This window comes from Pantoea sp. Aalb (assembly GCF_009829985.1).
In the GTDB taxonomy this organism is placed as follows: Bacteria; Pseudomonadota; Gammaproteobacteria; order Enterobacterales; family Enterobacteriaceae; genus SZZU01.
In genome coordinates this window covers 514,939-533,567 of sequence record NZ_SZZU01000001.1, presented here as the reverse complement: position 1 = coordinate 533,567, position 18,629 = coordinate 514,939, and the positions used below count along the sequence as shown (strand labels likewise).

Here is an 18,629-nt window from a genome sequence, read left to right as displayed (position 1 = left end):
TCTCTTAGATTCAAATTAATTTTGAGATATGATATATAGATATTAATATCTCTCTTTATTTTCTTATTTTTCTTTAAAAGAATAATATTATTTTAAAACTATTTTTTACACTTTTAAGAAATTATACATAAAAAATATAATTTTATTACATATATTTTATAATACTTAGTCATTGTTTATTTAGTCATTGTTTATAATGAGATTATTTGTATATATTTCTTATTAAAGTATTTAATTTGAAAAGATAAAAAATTACCTTTTAATTATATTTTAAAGTTGTAATTCATGTAAAATTTGTTTTACCCATTTTTCTAATCGTTGAGAAGTAAGTTCTGGCTGGCGATCTTCATCAAGAGCTAAACCTATAAAATTTTTATCATCTAGTAAGCTTTTAGATGACTCAAAATAATAGTTTTCAATAGGCCATTTACCTATAATTACTGCACCATTTGTTTCAACAATATCTTTAATCGGCTTCATTGCATCACAAAAATATTCTGTATAATCTTCCTGATCACCACAACCAAAAATAGCTATGAATTTTCCATAAAAATTTATTTCCTTTAAAATTGGTAAAAAATCATCCCAATCACATTGTACTTCACCATAATACCATGTTGGAATACCTAATAAAAGAACATTAAATTTTTCTAAATCTTCTTTAATACTTTTAGAAATATCATATAATTCCACTGTGTTTTTGTTATTTAAATACGATAATAATTGCTTTTGAAGCATTATTGCAATTTTTTCAGTATTTCCTGTATCACTACCGAAAAAAATTCCTATGTTTTTATTCATGTATAATATAATCTCTTATGTTATTTTTTAAAATTTATTTAAATTAATACATCATAGATATTAAAATAATGATATCAAGTTATACTATAATAAAATTTATAGAATTTTATATCAATACGTTATTTTTTTTATTTTAAGACATTTATATCTTTCTAAAAGATAGTCTAAAAATCTTTAGTTTTTATCATATTCAATGTAAAACTAAGATAATATATTAATATATTCTACATATATTTTACTCTATATTTTAGATTAAAACTCTATATTAAAGATAATATCAGTAATAGAAATTATATTCTAAGAAATAAAGATCTTATATTCTTTTTTTATATTCTTTACATTAACTAATCAATAACATTAACAGTTATTTAATTGTTATTAAATAGACTTATTTTAAAATTTAAAATTACTGATTCAATAATATTGAATATTTATTAATTAGTTAATTATAAATTAATAAATTTTTCTCTCACAGTTTTTTTAATAAAAACATTATTTTTATAATGACTTGTTATATAAAAATAATTAAAATTAAATAATACAACATAGTTAAATAATACAACATACTTAGAATATGTTATGCTATATCTTATAGTTATAGTAATAAAACTTCCAGTTATCATATTTAGATTCTAATGAAAATTTTAATAACTAATCATCCACGTGCTGGTCAGCTAGCCCAACAGAACGATTTAATTAACGTTGCACAATTAATTTCACAATACTATCTTTTTACACCTGACATTTTAAATTTAGAACATGCAATTAAATTTGGCACCTCTGGTCACCGTGGAACTTCTAAAAAAAATACTTTTAATGAAACACATATACTTGCCATTGCTCAAGCACTAGTAGAAGAACGAAAAAAAAATGGCATTAATGGTCCATGTTACATTGGTAAAGATACTCATGCACTTTCTGAACCTGCAATGTTATCAGTAATAGAAGTACTCGTAGCTAACAATATTAATATTATTATTCAAAAAGATAATGGTTATACACCAGTCCCAGCTATTTCTAATGCTATTCTTGAACATAATAAGAATAATAGTATACAAGCTGATGGTATCATAATTACACCTTCTCACAATCCACCTGAGTATGGAGGAATTAAATATAATCTACCTAATGGTGGTCCTGCTGATATAAAAATAACAGAAATAGTAGAGAAACGTGCTAATCAATTGATTAAAAATAATTTAAAAGAAGTGAAACGTATTCCTATAGATCAAGCATTAACAAGTAGTTATATTTTTAAAAAAGATTTTATACAGCCATACGTAGAAGGATTAGCAGAAGTAATAGATTTTTCTATTATCCAAAAAGCTGGTTTAAAAATTGGTATCGATCCTCTTGGAGGATCTGCTATAGCCTACTGGCAGCGTATTGCTGAGTATTATAAGCTTAATATCACTATTGTGAATGATACTATTGATCAAACATTTCGTTTTATGCACTTAGATAAAGATGGAATCGTGCGCATGGATTGCTCTTCTGAATTTGCAATGGCTGGTTTAGTAGCCTTATGCAATACATTTGACTTAGCTTTTAGTAATGATCCTGATTCTGATCGTCATGGTATTATAACACCAGATGGCTTAATGAATCCAAATCATTATCTAGCTGTAGCAATTAATTATCTTTTTCAACATCGTCCACATTGGAATAAAGATGTCGCTGTTGGTAAAACTTTAGTATCTAGCGGTATTATTGACCGTGTAGTTAACGATCTTGGTCGTAAATTATTAGAAGTACCAGTAGGTTTTAAATGGTTTGTTGATGGCTTGTTTAATGGTAGTTGTGGATTTGGTGGAGAAGAAAGTGCAGGTGCATCTTTTTTACGTTTTGATGGCAGTGCTTGGTCAACTGATAAAGATGGTATTATTTTATGTTTATTAGCTGTAGAAATTACTGCAGTTACCAGTAAGAATCCACAGCAACACTACAATGAATTAGTTCAACGTTTTGGTTCTTCTAGTTATAATCGGTTACATAAGCCAGTAAATTCAGCACAGAAATATGCACTTTCTAAATTATCATTTACCAAGCTCAATGTTTGTAAATTAGCTGGAGATCCAATTACTGCTTATTTAACAACAGCTCCTGGTAATGGTGCTCCTATTGGTGGTCTAAAATTGATAACAGAAAATGGTTGGTTTGCTGCACGTCTTTCAGGTACAGAAGACGTCTATAAAATGTATTTTGAAAGTTTTCTTGGTAAAGAACATCGACAACGTATTGAAAAAGAAGCAATAGAAATTATCAGTGATATCTTTCATAATATTTGACTAGTCATTTATTAAATAATAAATATGATTTTGCTATTTCAAAATAACTTAAATTAATATAAGTAATCTTTAACTTAGCACCTAAGCTAATTAAATTATTTTATAAAAAATCTATTTTTGTTATTTATTTTAAGTAAATTTAAATAAATGTATTTTATTAAAAAGATTTTCTTATTTTAAAACTATTCTTTAAAATTTTTAATTATCAAAAAATTAATATATTAATAATTAATTTTGAAAATTTGATTTTCATATATTAATTATAACCTTTCAAAACTTTATTAAAGTTATTAAATTCTTAATTTAATAACTAACCTTACGATTAACGATATAATAATCTACTTGGAGTATTATGAAAGTTCATTTAGTTTGGATACGAGATGATTTACGTATTAATGACAATCCAGCTCTTACAATGGCATGTTACGAAAAAAGCACTATAGTTATAGCATTGTTTATAGCTACACCTGGTCAATGGTATTTTCATGATGTGTCACCGAAACAAGTAACTTTTATTTATCAAAATCTATGTTGTTTACAAAAGGAATTAACTAAATTAGGTATTTTTTTACATTATCATCAATCTTATGATTTTGCTGCATCATTAAAATATTTATTGAAGTTTTGTGATATACATCAAGTAAATGATATTTATTATAACTATCAATATGAAATTAACGAACGTAAACGAGATGAAAAATTAGAAAAAAAATTAAAAGAAAAAGGTATTATTTGTCACGGTTTTGATAATAGTTTATTATCACCAGGAGTCGTACGAACTAAAAATAATAAAATGTTTAAAAAATTTACTCCTTTTAGAAAAGTATTTATTAAATATTTGCATCATAAGTTACCAGATTGTTTTAATGCACCCCAAGTACGTTGTAAAATTCTATTTAGCAACCATTATCAAAATATTCCTCCTTTTGATTACCCATTGGAACACTTTGATTTTTCTCTTTTCCCTCCTGGAGAGAAAGCTGCTTTAAATCAATTAGATAATTTTATTGAAAAATTAGTTCAAGATTATTCAAAAAATCGCGATATACCTATAATAAATGGTACAAGCAGATTATCACCCTACCTGACGATTGGGGTACTATCACCACGTCAGTGTTTGTATTCCCTTTTAAAGAAATACCCACACGTTTTATATGGAGGTATAGGTTTTACTTGGCTTAATGAATTAATTTGGCGTGAATTTTATCGACATTTAATAGTAGCATTTCCGATGTTATGTAAACATCAACCATTTATCAAATGGACTAGTAAAATACATTGGAATAAAAATTTAATTTACTTTAACGCTTGGAAAGAAGGTAAAACAGGTTATCCAATTGTTGATGCTGGTATGCGTCAATTGAATAAATTAGGTTGGATGCATAATCGTTTACGTATGATTACTTCTAGTTTTTTAGTTAAAGATTTAATGATTGATTGGCAATGTGGTGAACGTTATTTCATGCAGAAATTAATTGATGGAAATCTAGCAGCTAATAATGGTGGTTGGCAGTGGATAGCTTCTACTGGAGCAAGTCATTTACCATATTTTCGTATTTTAAGTCCTATTGTACAAAGTAAAAAATTTGATAAACAAGGAATATTTATTAGACAATGGCTACCAGAATTAAAAGATGTGCCAAACAATGCGATTCATGAGCCACATATTTGGGCAAAAAAAAATAACAAGCATATAGATTATCCTAAACCAATTGTAGAACACAAAAATATACTTAAAAATATACGAAATAATTTTGAAAAAGCACGTAACAACGGTAATTGAAAATAATAGAGATATATTTATATGAATAATATCGAATTAGAAGAAATAGTAAATAAAAAATTAAATACTAATAATTTTAATGACTATATACCTAACGGATTGCAAGTTGAAGGACGTAATAAAATTAAAAATATTATTACTGGTGTTACTGCATGTCAGTTATTGATTAATGAAGCTATAAATATTAAAGCAGATGCAATAATAGTTCATCATGGTTTTTTTTGGAAAAATGAATTACCTTTTATTAAAGGTATAAAACGTCAGAGGTTACGTTCTTTATTAGAAAATAATATTAATCTTTATAGTTGGCATTTACCTCTTGATGCTCATCCTGATTTGGGTAATAATGTACAATTAGGACATATATTAAATATTAACATAAAAGGTAATATATTACCTTTAGTACTTTGGGGTGAGTTTAAAACTCCAATTAACGGTAGAGCGCTATTTAAAAAAATTGAAAAATATTTAGGTCGTACGCCACTGCATTGTAATGATAATGCCCCTGAATTCATTAAAAAAATAGCTTGGTCAACTGGTAAAGGTCAATGCTTTATTGATGAAGCTGCTCTATTTGGTGTAGATGCTTTTATAACTGGAGAAGTTTCAGAACAAACAATACATAGTGCTCGTGAACTAAAAATACATTTTTTTGCAATAGGACATCATGCTAGCGAGCGAGGTGGAGTTAAGGCATTAGGTGAATGGTTAGCATTAAATTATAAATTGAATATTACTTTTATTGATATATATAATCCAATTTAATTATAAAAGTAAAATCATTGATTAATAGATCAAAGAATATTAAATATACTAATATTTTCATTAATTAAGACTGAATAAATAATCAAAAAAGATTATAAAAAATTATAATTAAAGAGGTATTTAACCTCTTTAATATTTATATTTATACGATTAATTATTCTTTAATACTGATTTAAATTTACGTTCATTATAACCAGTATATAGTTGACGTGGACGAGCAATCTTCATTTCTTCGTCGTGCATTTCTTTCCAATGTGCTATCCAACCTACTGTACGTGCCACGGCAAATATCACTGTAAACATTGAAGAAGGAATACCCATTGCTTTTAAAATAATTCCAGAATAAAAATCAACATTTGGATATAATTTCCGTTCGATAAAATAAGCATCATTAAGAGCAATATGTTCTAGTTCCATTGCCACTTCTAATAAGTTATCTTTCATTCCTAATTCATTTAAAACTTCATGACAAGTTTCACGCATGACAGTAGCACGTGGATCATAATTTTTATAAATTCTATGACCAAATCCCATAAGACGAAATGAATCATTTTTATCTTTAGCACGTCGTACAAATTCTGGAATATGTTCTATTGTACTTATCTCTTCTAACATACGTAATGTAGCTTCATTGGCTCCACCATGTGCTGGTCCCCAAAGGGAAGCAATACCAGCTGCAATACAAGCAAAGGGATTTGCACCAGAAGATCCTGCAGTACGTACAGTAGATGTAGATGCATTCTGTTCATGATCAGCGTGCAAAATCAAAATACGATCCATGGCTCGCTCTAGGACACTATTTATTATATATTCTTCACAAGGAGTAGCAAACATCATATGTAGAAAATTTCCGGCATAAGAAAGAGTATTTTGCGGATATATAAAAGGTTGGCCAATCGAGTATTTGTAGCACATTGCAGCCATGGTTGGCATTTTTGATAGCAAACGAAAAGCAGCAATTTCACGATGTCTTTCAATGTTTACATCTAAAGAATCATGATAAAATGCTGCTAATGCTCCAGTTACACCACACATCACTGCCATAGGATGTGAATCTCGACGAAAGCCATGAAAAAGACGAGTAATTTGTTCATGAATCATAGTATGACGGGTAACAGCATTGCAAAAATCTTCGTACTGTTCTTGAGTAGGAACTTCATTATTTAATAAAATATAACAAACTTCAAGATAATTTGATTTAGTGGCTAGTTCAGAAATAGGGAAACCACGATGTAATAAAATTCCTTGTTGTCCATCTATAAAAGTTATTTTAGATTCACAAGATGCAGTAGAGGTAAAACCTGGATCAAAAGTAAATAACCCTTGAGATCCAAGAGTCCTTATATCAATAACATTTTGTCCCATCGTACCTTGCATGATATCAAGTTCAATAGAATTATCATTTTGTAGAATTAGTGTCACTTTTTTATTTACCATTTTTCGTCTCCATAGCACCTTTAATAGAAAAATGTTGGACACTATAATATCTTTCATATTACATAATATCACAATTTTTTAAAATTAATTTAAAAGCATTATTCATTTTCAATTGAAGTTTGACTTCAATAAGAAAAATTGAAGAAAAACACAATGTAATGTTTAACACATTTTAATATAATAACGAAATACATTTTCAATATTTTGTATGTTATTATTTATTAATATTTTTATTAAATTGTTAATAAACCTTTTTAAATTTCGAAATTACTTAATATCTATTTCTTTAAAAATTAGTCATTTATAATAAAAAATGTTAAAATAAATCCAAATACATAGAATATTAATTTAATTAAATTAATAATTTATTAATTGAATATTTATCTTTATTTAAAAAATTAAATATCATATTGTGGATACGATCATTGTTTTGTGTGAATTTTTACTAAAAACTATAGAGTCATTAATAATGAAAATTTAACATGCTTTATAAGTTAGTTTATGTTTTTAAGTATATTTTAATATTAATATATAAAAGTAATTAAAATTGATGATACATCTAATAAAAATAAAATGAGAACTTAATAAATTAAATAGTTTGAATTAAAATCTATGATTAGATTAATATATATCATGTGTATAATATATATTATAATTATAGAAAATCTTAACGGAAAAATTGTGAAAAAAAAAAGACCTGTTAATTTAGATCTTACGACCATTAAATTTCCTATTACTGCAATATCATCTATTCTTCACCGTTTATCAGGTATAATTATCTTTTTTACTATAGGATTTTTTTTCTGGTTATTGAATATTTCTCTTGCTTCTCCGGAAGGTTTTTCACAAGCAGAATTAATTATGAAAAATATTTCACTAAAAATATTACTTTGGTTTATTTTAACTATACTTCTGTATCATAGCATAAGTGGTATCCGTTTTATGATGATAGATTTTGGTTATATTCCAGAGACTTTAAAAGTAGGAATTCGTTCTTCTAAAATTGTTTTCATCATAACTATTTTACTCTCAATTGTAGTTGGAGTTCTTTTATGGTAATCCATGCTTCTGCTTTAGGACGAAATGGTATCCATGATTGGTTATTAGTTCGTGTTTCTGCAATAATAATGTTATTATATACAATCTATATCATTGGTTTTATTACAATAACAGACAAAATAACATATGAAATATGGTATAGTTTATTTTCATCATTTTTCACAAAATTTTTTACATTACTAACTTTAATTTCAATACTAATTCACGGTTGGATTGGAATATGGCAAGTATTAACAGATTATGTCAAAAAACTATCTATACGGTTATTATTACAGATAATAATTGTTATTGCGTTATTATCATACGTTATTTATGGAACTATTGTAATATGGAGTGTGTAAATGACTTTATTGATTAGAGAATTTGATGTCTTAGTAATCGGAGCTGGTGGTGCAGGTATGTATGCAGCACTACAAATTTCATTACTTGGAAAAAAATGTGCACTTTTATCTAAAGTTTTTCCAACTCGTTCGCATACCGTATCTGCACAAGGTGGTATTACTGTAGCACTTGGTAATACTCATCATGATAATTGGAAATGGCATATGTATGATACTATTAAAGGTTCTGACTACATTGGCGATCAACATGCAATAGAATATATGTGTAAAACAGGACCAGAAGTAATCATAGAATTAGAAAAAATGGGGCTACCATTTTCTCGTCTTAAAAATGGTCGTATATATCAACGTCCATTTGGCGGTCAATCAAAAAATTTTGGTGGTGAGCAGGCAGCACGAACTGCTGCTGCTGCAGATCGTACCGGTCATGCTTTACTTCATACATTATATCAGCAAAACTTAAAAAATAAAACCACTATCTTTTCAGAATTCTATGCACTAGATTTAGTAAAAAACGTAGATAATGCAATTGTAGGGTGTACTGCTATTTGTATTGAAAATGGTGAAAGTATTTATTTTAAGGCAAAAGCTACTGTTTTAGCAACTGGGGGTGCTGGACGTATTTATCAATCTACCACCAATGCACATATCAATACTGGAGATGGTATAGGGATGGCATTGCGTGCTGGTGTACCTGTACAAGATATGGAAATGTGGCAGTTCCATCCAACTGGTATAGCAGGTTCTGGTGTTCTCATAACTGAGGGTTGCCGTGGTGAAGGTGGATATTTATTAAATAAACATGGTGAACGTTTTATGGAACGATATGCCCCTAATTCTAAGGATCTTGCAAGTAGAGATGTTGTATCACGTTCTATGATGATTGAAATTCGAGAAGGACGTGGTTGTAATGGTCCATGGGGTTCACATCTTAAATTAAAACTTGATCATCTTGGTAGTGAAATATTGAAATCACGACTTCCAGGAATCCTAGAACTTGCTCGAACATTTGCTCATGTTGATCCTATTAAAGAACCTATTCCTGTTATTCCAACTTGTCATTACATGATGGGTGGTATTCCTACTAAACTTACTGGTCAAGTATTATGTATAAATTCACTTGGTGAAGATGAAGTAGTGTCTGGTTTATTTGCGGTAGGAGAAATTGCTTGTGTATCAGTACATGGTGCAAATCGTTTAGGTGGAAATTCATTATTAGATTTAGTAGTATTCGGCCGCGCAACTGGTTTATATTTAACTCAATATATTAAAGAACAAGGTTTTCAACGGGATGCTACTAAAAATGAAATTGAGTTAGCTATGAATCGATTGAACCGCTGGGAAAATAATATAACTGGAACCGGTGAAGATCCTGTTGAAATTCGTAATTTACTACAGCGGTGTATGCAGAATGCTTTTTCAGTCTTTCGTGAAGGTGATGTAATGATAAAAGGTTTTGAAGAATTAAAAATTATTCGTGAGCGATTAAAATATGCACGTTTAACAGATCGTTCAGTTAAATTTAATACTCATCGTATTGAATGTTTAGAGTTAGATAACTTAATGGAAACCGCTTATGCAACTGCATCTTCAGCTATTTTCCGTACTGAAAGCCGTGGTGCACATAGTCGTTTTGACTATCCAAACCGCGATGATGAAAATTGGCTTTGTCATAGTTTGTATGTTCCTCAAACAGCAACTATGACGCGCCGTCAAATCAATATGGAACCTAAATTACATACACCTTTTTTACCTAAAGTACGTATTTATTAATTGCTGGATATTTTATGAGACTAGTATTTTCTATATATCGTTATAATCCAGACGTTGATGACAAACCATATATGCAAGATCATAGTTTGGAAATTAAAGATAATTACGACATGATGTTATTAGATGCACTTATACTCCTAAAAGAAAAAGATCCAACTTTAACTTTCCGTCGTTCATGTCGTGAAGGTGTATGTGGTTCAGATGGTCTTAACATAAATGGAAAGAATGCTTTAGCTTGTATTACACCAGTATCTCAGTTACATAAAAATAAAAATAAAAAAATAATAATTCGTCCATTACCTGGGCTTCCAGTCGTTAAAGATCTAGTAGTTGATATGGAAATTTTTTATACTCAATATGAAAAAATTCAACCTTTTTTATTAAATAATGGTAAAAATCCCCCTGTTCGTGAATATTTACAAAGTCCAGAGGAACGAAAGTGCTTAGACGGTTTTTATGAATGTATTCTATGTGCTTGTTGTTCAACTGCATGTCCTTCATTTTGGTGGAATCCAGATAAATTTATAGGACCAGCTGGACTTTTAACAGCTTACCGGTTTTTAATAGATAGCCGTGATACTGAATTTAACGAGCGATTAAAAAATTTAGATGATTTTTTTAGTGTATTTCGCTGTCATAGTATTATGAATTGTACACAAGTTTGTCCTAAGGGTCTTAACCCAACACGCGCTATTAGTCATATTAAGTTAATGTTACTACAATATGGAGCATAAGATTACTATCTAAAACTAAAATAAATTATAAATGTTTTATTTTCAATAAATTAAAAAAGATAGTAATAATACTTACAAACGTTTTTTATTAGCTAATCTTAAATTAAAATCTGCAATAAATAACATTTTATGAAAATAACTTACTTAATACTTAAGGGATCACAATGCAGAACAGCGCGATGAAACCATGGTTAGACTCTTCCTGGCTGGCTAGCGCGAATCAATCTTACATAGAAAAACTCTATGAAGAGTTTTTAAGAGATCCTGACTCTGTCGATAAAATATGGTGTATAATATTCAAACAGTTACCTGTTACTGGAGTAGAGTTAGAACAATTCCATTCTAAAATTAGAGAACAGTTTCGTAGTTTAGCTAAAAAAGGCTTAATTCATTATAGTTCTAATATTCTTGATTCAGATATTAGTTACAAACAAGTAAAGGTATTGCAATTAATTAATGCATTTCGTTTTCAAGGTCATCAACATGCTCATCTTGATCCTCTTGATTTATGGAAACAAGAATCAGTACCAGATTTAAATTTGGATTATTATGAATTAACTGATGCCGATTGTCATAAAGTGTTTAACGTAGGTTCTTTTGCAATAGGCAAAAGTATTATGAAGTTATCTGACTTGTACTTTGCATTACAGCAAACTTATTGTGGTTCTATTGGAGCAGAGTACATGCATATCAACAATACAATAGAAAAACATTGGATTCAACAGCAGCTTGAATCAGGAATGAGCTATGTTTCTTTTAATCAAGAAGAGAAAAAAAATTTTCTCAAAGAGTTAACAGCAGCAGAAGGACTAGAGAAATATCTTGGAGTAAAATTTCCAGGTGCAAAACGTTTTTCATTAGAAGGCGGAGATGTATTAATTCCTATGCTCCGTGAAATCATTCGTTACGCAGGTAAAAGTGGAACACGTGAAATAGTTTTAGGTATGGCACATCGTGGTCGTCTTAATGTTTTGATTAATGTTATGGGAAAAAAACCTCAAGATTTATTTGATGAATTTTTAGGACAACATAAAGAATATCTTGGTACAGGTGATGTAAAATACCACATGGGATTCTCATCAGATATTGAAATCAAAAGTGGTTTAGTTCACTTAACTTTAGCATTTAATCCTTCTCATCTTGAAGTTATTAGCCCAGTAGTTATGGGTTCAGTGCGTGCGCGATTAGATCGTTTAATTGATAGATGTAGTAATAAAGTTTTACCTATTACTATTCATGGAGATGCTGCAGTAATTGGTCAAGGTGTAGTACAGGAAACATTAAATATGTCACAGACACGTGGATATGAAGTAGGTGGTACTGTGCGTATTATTATTAATAATCAGATTGGTTTTACAACTTCTAATCTAAAAGATGCACGTTCAACACCTTATTGTACTGATATAGGTAAGATGGTTATGGTACCAATCTTTCATGTCAATGCAGATGATATAGAAGCGGTAGTTTTTATTACTCGTTTAGCTGTGAATTATCGTAATATTTTTAAACGAGATGTTTTTATTGACCTTGTGTGTTATCGTCGTCATGGACATAATGAAGCAGATGAACCAACCGTAACTCAACCGATAATGTATCAAAAAATCAAAAACCATCCAACATCACGTGAAATTTATGCTAATAAATTACAAATTGAGGGTCTCATAACACTAGAAGATAATACCAACATGGTTAACTTGTATCGTAACTTATTAGATAAAGGTAATTGTGTCGTAACAGAATGGCGCCCCATGGATCTACATTCTTTTACATGGTCACCTTATCTTAATCATGAATGGGATGAAAGTTATCCAGCACGAGTTGCGTTAGACCATTTACAAAAATTAGCGCGGTGTATTAGTTATGTACCTAAAGAAGTTGAAATGCAATTACGTGTCGCCAAGATTTATAATGATCGTAAAGAAATGGCAGAAGGAAATAAGTTTTTTGATTGGGGAGGAGCAGAAAATCTTGCTTACGCTACTTTAATTAACGAAGGTATTTCTATCCGTTTATCCGGTGAGGACTCTGGGCGTGGTACTTTTTTTCATCGCCATGCAGTAATTCATAATCAAAAAAATGGTTCTATTTATATACCTCTTCATCATATTAATATTAATAATAATACTCAAGGTCAATTTAAAGTTTGGGATTCCGTATTATCAGAAGAAGCAGTACTTGCATTTGAATATGGTTATTCTATAACAGCACCTAGTATGCTAACAATTTGGGAAGCACAATTTGGTGATTTTGCTAATGGTGCACAAGTAGTTATTGATCAATTTATCAGTTCTGGTGAACAAAAGTGGGGTCGAATGTGTGGCCTAGTTATGCTATTACCACATGGTTATGAAGGTCAAGGACCAGAACACTCTTCGGCACGTTTAGAAAGATTTTTACAACTATGTGCTGAAAAGAATATGCAGGTATGCATACCTTCTACTCCATCTCAAATATATCATATATTACGTCGTCAAGTACTACGTGCCATGCGTCGACCTCTAGTCGTAATGTCACCAAAGTCATTATTACGTCATCCTTTAGCTATTTCTTCTTTACAAGATTTAGCAAATGGTAGTTTTCAACCTGTAATTAATGAGATTGATAACCTAGATCCAAAACAGATAAAACGCATTATATTTTGTTCTGGTAAAGTTTATTACGATCTATTACATCAACGCCGTAAGAATAAACAAAATGATGTAGCTATTATACGTATTGAGCAAATTTATCCTTTTCCGCATAAAGTAATACAAGAAATTTTAAAAAATTATTTTCACGTTAAAGATTTTATCTGGTGTCAAGAAGAACCACTAAATCAAGGTGCATGGTACTGTAGTCAACATCATTTCCGTGATGTAATACCACTTGGTGCATTATTACATCATATATGCCGTCCGGCTTCAGCTTCTCCTGCCGTAGGCTATATGTCTGTTCATAAACAACAACAGCAAAAGTTAGTTAATGACGCACTAAAACTTGGTTAATAAAAAGGACTAGAGATGAGTATCGTAGAAATTTTTGTTCCTGATTTACCTGAATCTGTAGCTGATGCAACAGTGATCACTTGGCATAAAAAACCTGGTGATTTTATAAATCGCGATGAAGTACTAGTTGAGCTTGAAACTGATAAAGTGATATTAGAAGTACCAGCACCACTTGAAGGAATCCTAGAAAATATTCTTGAAAAAGAAGGTGCTATAGTCAACTCTCATCAAATTTTAGGTTATTTAAAAAAAGAAAATAATGATGAAAATAAAACAACCAAAACACTATCAGATAATAAATCAACTTTAGTACAAGATAAAATAGTTTTAGATGAAAATAAAACAACCAAAACACTATCAGATAATAAATCAACTTTAGTACAAGATAAAATGGTTTTAAAAACAAAAAGTAATTATGATTTTAGTCCAGCTATACGTCGTTTAATTGCTGAAAAAGATATTGATATCAACCAAATCACAGGTATAGGTATTAGTGGTCATATTATACGTGATGATATCAATGAATTTTTAATAAAAAAAACAAAAAATGATCAAAATAACTCTATATCTTTATCAGATGAATTATTTCCTCAGAATATAGCGAATCGAAAAGAAAAACGAGTACCAATGACGCGATTAAGAAAACGCGTAGCTGAACGTTTATTAGAATCCAAGAATAGTACAGCAATATTGACTACTTTTAATGAAGTAAATATGAAACCAATAATAGATTTACGTAAAAGTTATGGTGAACTTTTTGAACAAATGCATGGCATACGTTTAGGGTTTATGTCATTTTATATTAAAATAGTAACAGAAGCATTAAAACGCTTTCCAGAAATTAATGCTTTTATCGATGGTGATGATGTAGTTTATCATAACTACTTTGATATTAGCATAGCTATATCTACACCACGTGGTTTAGTAACACCAGTATTAAAGAATGTAAATGCAATGAGTATGGCTGATATCGAAAATAAAATTAAAGAATTAGCTTTAAAAGGACGTAATGGTAAATTAACTGTAGAGGAATTAACTGGCGGTAATTTTACTATTACTAATGGTGGTATATTTGGTTCACTAATATCGACACCGATTATTAATCCACCACAGAGTGCTATTTTAGGTATGCATGCCATAAAAGATCGACCAATGGCAGTTAATGGAGAAATTGTTATATTGCCTATGATGTATTTAGCACTCTCTTATGATCATCGTTTGATTGATGGTCGAGAATCCGTAGGTTATTTAGTTGCCGTAAAAGAGATGTTAGAAGATCCAGTTCGTTTACTATTGAATGTTTAAATTAATAAAAATAAATTTTATATTAGGATTATAAAAATAGGTATAATATTATGAATTTACATGAGTACCAAGCAAAAAAAATATTTGCACGGTATGGCATACCAGTACCTATTGGCTATGTTTGTTCTACGCCTAATGAAGCAGAAGAAGCTATTTTAAAAATTGGAGTAGGTCCATGGGTAGTAAAATGTCAAGTACATGCTGGTGGACGTGGGAAAGCAAACGGTATAAAAGTAATTAATAGTAAAGAAGACATACGAGTTTTTGCTGAAAAATGGTTAGGTAACCGCTTAGTAACATACCAAACAGATAGAGATGGTAAATTAGTCAATCAACTTTTAGTGGAAAAATTTACATATATAGATCAAGAATTGTATATTAGTATAGTAATTGATCGTTCTATACATCGTGTAGTTTTAATTGCTTCTCCTGAAGGCGGGATAGAAATTGAAAAAGCTGCCAGAAATAATCCATCTTTGATTCATAAAATAATATTAGATCCTTTAATGGGCCCACAGTTATATCAAGGTCGAGAGTTAGCATTCGAAATGGGTTTATATGGTAAACAAATTAATCAATTTACTAATATTTTTATGGGTTTAGTAACTATGTTTTTAGAGCATGACTTAGAAATAGTTGAAATTAATCCTTTAGTAATTACAAAGCATGGTGATCTAATATGTCTCGATGGTAAAATATGTGTAGATAATAATAGTTTATTTCGTCAACAAGAATTGCGTGATATGCGCGATCTTAGTCAAGAAGATCCTCGTGAAGTACAAGCCATGCAATGGGAATTGAGCTATATAGCATTAGAAGGTAATATCGGCTGTATGGTTAATGGTGCTGGTTTAGCCATGGCTACAATGGATATTGTTAAACATTATGGTGGAAAACCTGCTAATTTTCTTGATGTTGGTGGAAGTGCAACTAAAGAAAGAGTTATCGAAGCTTTTAAGATTATTTTATCTGATCATGCTGTAAAAACAATATTTATTAATATTTTCGGTGGTATCGTACGCTGTGACTTGATTGCAGATGGAATTATAAGCGCAATCTCTGAGATAAATATTCATGTTCCAGTAATTGTACGTTTAGAAGGTAATAATGCTGATTTAGGAGCTAAGAAATTAGTATCTAGTGGTATGAATATAATTGCAGCAAAAAATCTAATAGATGCAACACAACATGCCATTTTTGCTGCAAAAGGTAATATATGATGTCTATATTAATAGATCAAAATACTCAAGTAATTTGTCAAGGTTTTACTGGATGCCATGGAACTTTTCATTCTAAACGAGCATTAGCTTATGGGACGAAACTAGTTGCTGGTGTTACTCCAGGTAAGGGTGGAAGTATCCATTTAGGGTTACCTGTATTTAATACTATGCAAGATGCAGTAAAAGAAACAGGTGCAACCACTACAGTAATTTATGTTCCAGCTCCGTTATGTAAAGATAGTATCTTAGAAGCGATTAATGCTGGTGTGAAGTTAATTATAACAATTACTGAAGGTATACCAACTTTAGATATGATCATAGTAAAGAGTAAAATTAATGAACTTGGTAATGTAAGAATGATTGGCCCTAATTGTCCTGGAATAATATCGCCTGGAAAATCTATGATTGGTATCATGCCAGGACATATTCATAAACCTGGTTGCATAGGAATTGTTTCTCGTTCAGGAACTTTAACGTATGAAGCAGTAAAGCAAACTACAGATATTGGCTATGGACAATCAACTTGTGTTGGAATTGGGGGTGATCCAATTTCAGGATCAAGCTTTATTGATATTCTAAAAATGTTTCAAAATGACTCACAAACTAAAGCAGTAGTAATGATTGGTGAAATTGGTGGCAATGCAGAAGAAGAAGCCGCTATGTTTATTAAACATTATATGACAAAACCCATAATAGCTTATATTGCTGGTATAACTGCACCAAAAGGTAAACGTATGGGACATGCAGGTGCTATTATTACTGATACTCAAGGTACAGCAGAAGAAAAAATTGCTTCTTTAGAATTAGCTGGTGTAAAGACTGTTCGTAGTTTAGCTAATATTGGAGAGGCAGTTAAATTAGTAATTGATGATAAAATTGATGATAAAATAGTTTATTCTTAATTATATATATTGTATTTGGTATATTTTATCTTTCATTAATTAAATAAATAATAAATATTATATATTTAACAATAAATAAATTGTTTTAATTTGTTGGTAATATACTGTAGTTTACATAAAAGGCATATCTTAGAAATGAATTGGTTGACGTTTTTATTTATTATTATCTAGTAAATTATTAAGGATTTAATGATTTTTTAACTTTCTATTATTTTATAATAAATATTTTTTATTATAAAAAATCATTATATTTATTAATATTAATTAATATTTGTATGAATATACAATGCAAGAAATATATTCTTTCAATTTATCTAATCTAGATTATTTATCTTCATTAAATAATTAAATAATTAAATAATTAAATAATCAAATAATTAAATATATTATTTTAATATCAATATAATATGATTACTCTAAATATTTAGAAAAAATCATTTTACCATAAAGAAATAAAAAAATCATAGAAATAGTGTTTAGTATTAATTTTTAATATAAAAATAACTATGGTTATAAATAAAATGTGTTTTTGTGGAGTATAAGCAGTGACTGAGATAAATGTTTTTAATTTATTTCTAAATACTAGTCTTTTCGTAAAAATTATAATTTTAATTTTAATTGGTTTTTCTATTATTTCTTGGGCCATTATTATTCATCGCACACGTATTCTTAATAGTGTAGTACGTAAAAATAAAGCGTTTGAAAATAAGTTTTGGGCTCATGATGAATTATCTTGTTTATATAAAGAAAGCCATAGAAGACGTGATGAACTAAATGGTTCTGAAAAAATTTTTTATAGAGGTTTTAAAGAATTTATCCGTTTGTATAGTGATAATCTTTATATGCCAAAAGTGGTAGTAGAAGGTGCTGAACGTGCTATGCGTATTTCTATAAATCTTGAGTTAAAATCAGTAGAAAATTATCTTTCTTTTCTTGGAATAGTAGCTTCTATTAGTCCTTATATTGGTCTATTCGGTACAGTTTGGGGTATTATACATTCCTTTATTGATATCGGTATACAAAAACAACAAGCTACCTTACAGATGGTAGCTCCAGGTATAGCAGAAGCATTAATTACTACTGCGGTAGGATTATTTGCAGCTATTCCTGCTGTTATAGCTCATAAAAGCTTAACTCAACTTATTAATAAATTAGAACAAGGATATGATAATTTTATGGAAGAATTTATGTCCATTTTATATCTTCAAGCTTTTTCTAAAAATAATAAAAAATAAGT

14 protein-coding genes are annotated in these 18,629 nt (G+C 29.3%); 12 read left to right on the top strand and 2 right to left on the bottom strand.

Going from position 1 to position 18,629, the window contains the following annotated elements; translation table 11 throughout:
* Nucleotides 1-270 precede the first annotated feature (270 nt).
* Complete coding sequence (gene fldA / locus FD728_RS02110; protein ID WP_159934318.1) at nucleotides 271-801, bottom strand: flavodoxin FldA; 531 nt, start codon at nucleotides 799-801, stop codon at nucleotides 271-273.
* Nucleotides 802-1,448: 647 nt separating this feature from the next.
* On the opposite strand from fldA, the gene pgm reads away from it, so the two are divergent.
* The 3 genes from pgm (at nucleotide 1,449) to FD728_RS02095 (ending at nucleotide 5,637) form a co-directional block, all read left to right on the top strand.
* Nucleotides 1,449-3,089, top strand: a complete 1,641-nt coding sequence (pgm, locus tag FD728_RS02105) for a phosphoglucomutase (alpha-D-glucose-1,6-bisphosphate-dependent) (protein ID WP_159934490.1) — start codon at nucleotides 1,449-1,451, stop codon at nucleotides 3,087-3,089.
* Between the two features lie 352 nt (nucleotides 3,090-3,441).
* Nucleotides 3,442-4,872 carry a deoxyribodipyrimidine photo-lyase gene (phrB, locus tag FD728_RS02100; RefSeq protein ID WP_159934316.1) on the top strand — a complete coding sequence of 477 codons (1,431 nt, stop codon included), beginning with the start codon at nucleotides 3,442-3,444 and terminating at the stop codon, nucleotides 4,870-4,872.
* 21 nt (nucleotides 4,873-4,893) lie between these two features.
* Nucleotides 4,894-5,637 (top strand): Nif3-like dinuclear metal center hexameric protein, encoded by a 744-nt coding sequence (locus FD728_RS02095; protein WP_159934314.1) that lies wholly within the window; start codon nucleotides 4,894-4,896, stop codon nucleotides 5,635-5,637.
* A gap of 150 nt (nucleotides 5,638-5,787) precedes the next feature.
* On the opposite strand, the gene FD728_RS02090 is transcribed toward FD728_RS02095, so the two are convergent.
* Nucleotides 5,788-7,074, bottom strand: a complete 1,287-nt coding sequence (locus FD728_RS02090) for a citrate synthase (protein WP_159934312.1) — start codon at nucleotides 7,072-7,074, stop codon at nucleotides 5,788-5,790.
* A gap of 633 nt (nucleotides 7,075-7,707) precedes the next feature.
* Here FD728_RS02090 and sdhC point away from each other — a divergent pair.
* From sdhC to tolQ, 9 genes are all read left to right on the top strand, one after another.
* Nucleotides 7,708-8,133 (top strand): succinate dehydrogenase, cytochrome b556 subunit, encoded by a 426-nt coding sequence (gene sdhC, locus FD728_RS02085; protein WP_159934310.1) that lies wholly within the window; start codon nucleotides 7,708-7,710, stop codon nucleotides 8,131-8,133.
* Nucleotides 8,127-8,474 carry a succinate dehydrogenase membrane anchor subunit gene (gene sdhD, locus FD728_RS02080; protein WP_159934309.1) on the top strand — a complete coding sequence of 116 codons (348 nt, stop codon included), beginning with the start codon at nucleotides 8,127-8,129 and terminating at the stop codon, nucleotides 8,472-8,474. Before sdhC ends, sdhD begins: the two co-directional genes overlap by 7 nt.
* A complete protein-coding gene (sdhA, locus tag FD728_RS02075) occupies nucleotides 8,475-10,247 on the top strand; it encodes a succinate dehydrogenase flavoprotein subunit (protein ID WP_159934307.1) in 1,773 nt (590 codons plus the stop codon).
* A 14-nt stretch (nucleotides 10,248-10,261) separates the two neighbouring features.
* Complete coding sequence (locus FD728_RS02070; protein WP_159934305.1) at nucleotides 10,262-10,981, top strand: succinate dehydrogenase iron-sulfur subunit; 720 nt, start codon at nucleotides 10,262-10,264, stop codon at nucleotides 10,979-10,981.
* A gap of 164 nt (nucleotides 10,982-11,145) precedes the next feature.
* On the top strand, nucleotides 11,146-13,965 hold the full coding sequence (sucA, locus tag FD728_RS02065; protein ID WP_159934303.1) for a 2-oxoglutarate dehydrogenase E1 component: 2,820 nt from the start codon (nucleotides 11,146-11,148) through the stop codon (nucleotides 13,963-13,965).
* Between the two features lie 15 nt (nucleotides 13,966-13,980).
* Nucleotides 13,981-15,270, top strand: coding sequence for a 2-oxoglutarate dehydrogenase complex dihydrolipoyllysine-residue succinyltransferase (odhB, locus tag FD728_RS02060; protein ID WP_159934301.1), 1,290 nt, complete (start codon nucleotides 13,981-13,983; stop codon nucleotides 15,268-15,270).
* Nucleotides 15,271-15,320: 50 nt separating this feature from the next.
* Entirely contained in the window at nucleotides 15,321-16,490 is a 1,170-nt protein-coding gene (gene sucC / locus FD728_RS02055; protein WP_159934299.1) for an ADP-forming succinate--CoA ligase subunit beta, read from the top strand.
* A complete protein-coding gene (gene sucD, locus FD728_RS02050; RefSeq protein ID WP_159934297.1) occupies nucleotides 16,490-17,392 on the top strand; it encodes a succinate--CoA ligase subunit alpha in 903 nt (300 codons plus the stop codon). The genes sucC and sucD overlap by 1 nt, the downstream gene beginning before the upstream one ends.
* Nucleotides 17,393-17,937: 545 nt before the next feature.
* Nucleotides 17,938-18,627 carry a protein TolQ gene (gene tolQ / locus FD728_RS02045; protein ID WP_159934295.1) on the top strand — a complete coding sequence of 230 codons (690 nt, stop codon included), beginning with the start codon at nucleotides 17,938-17,940 and terminating at the stop codon, nucleotides 18,625-18,627.
* Nucleotides 18,628-18,629: the final 2 nt, after the last annotated feature.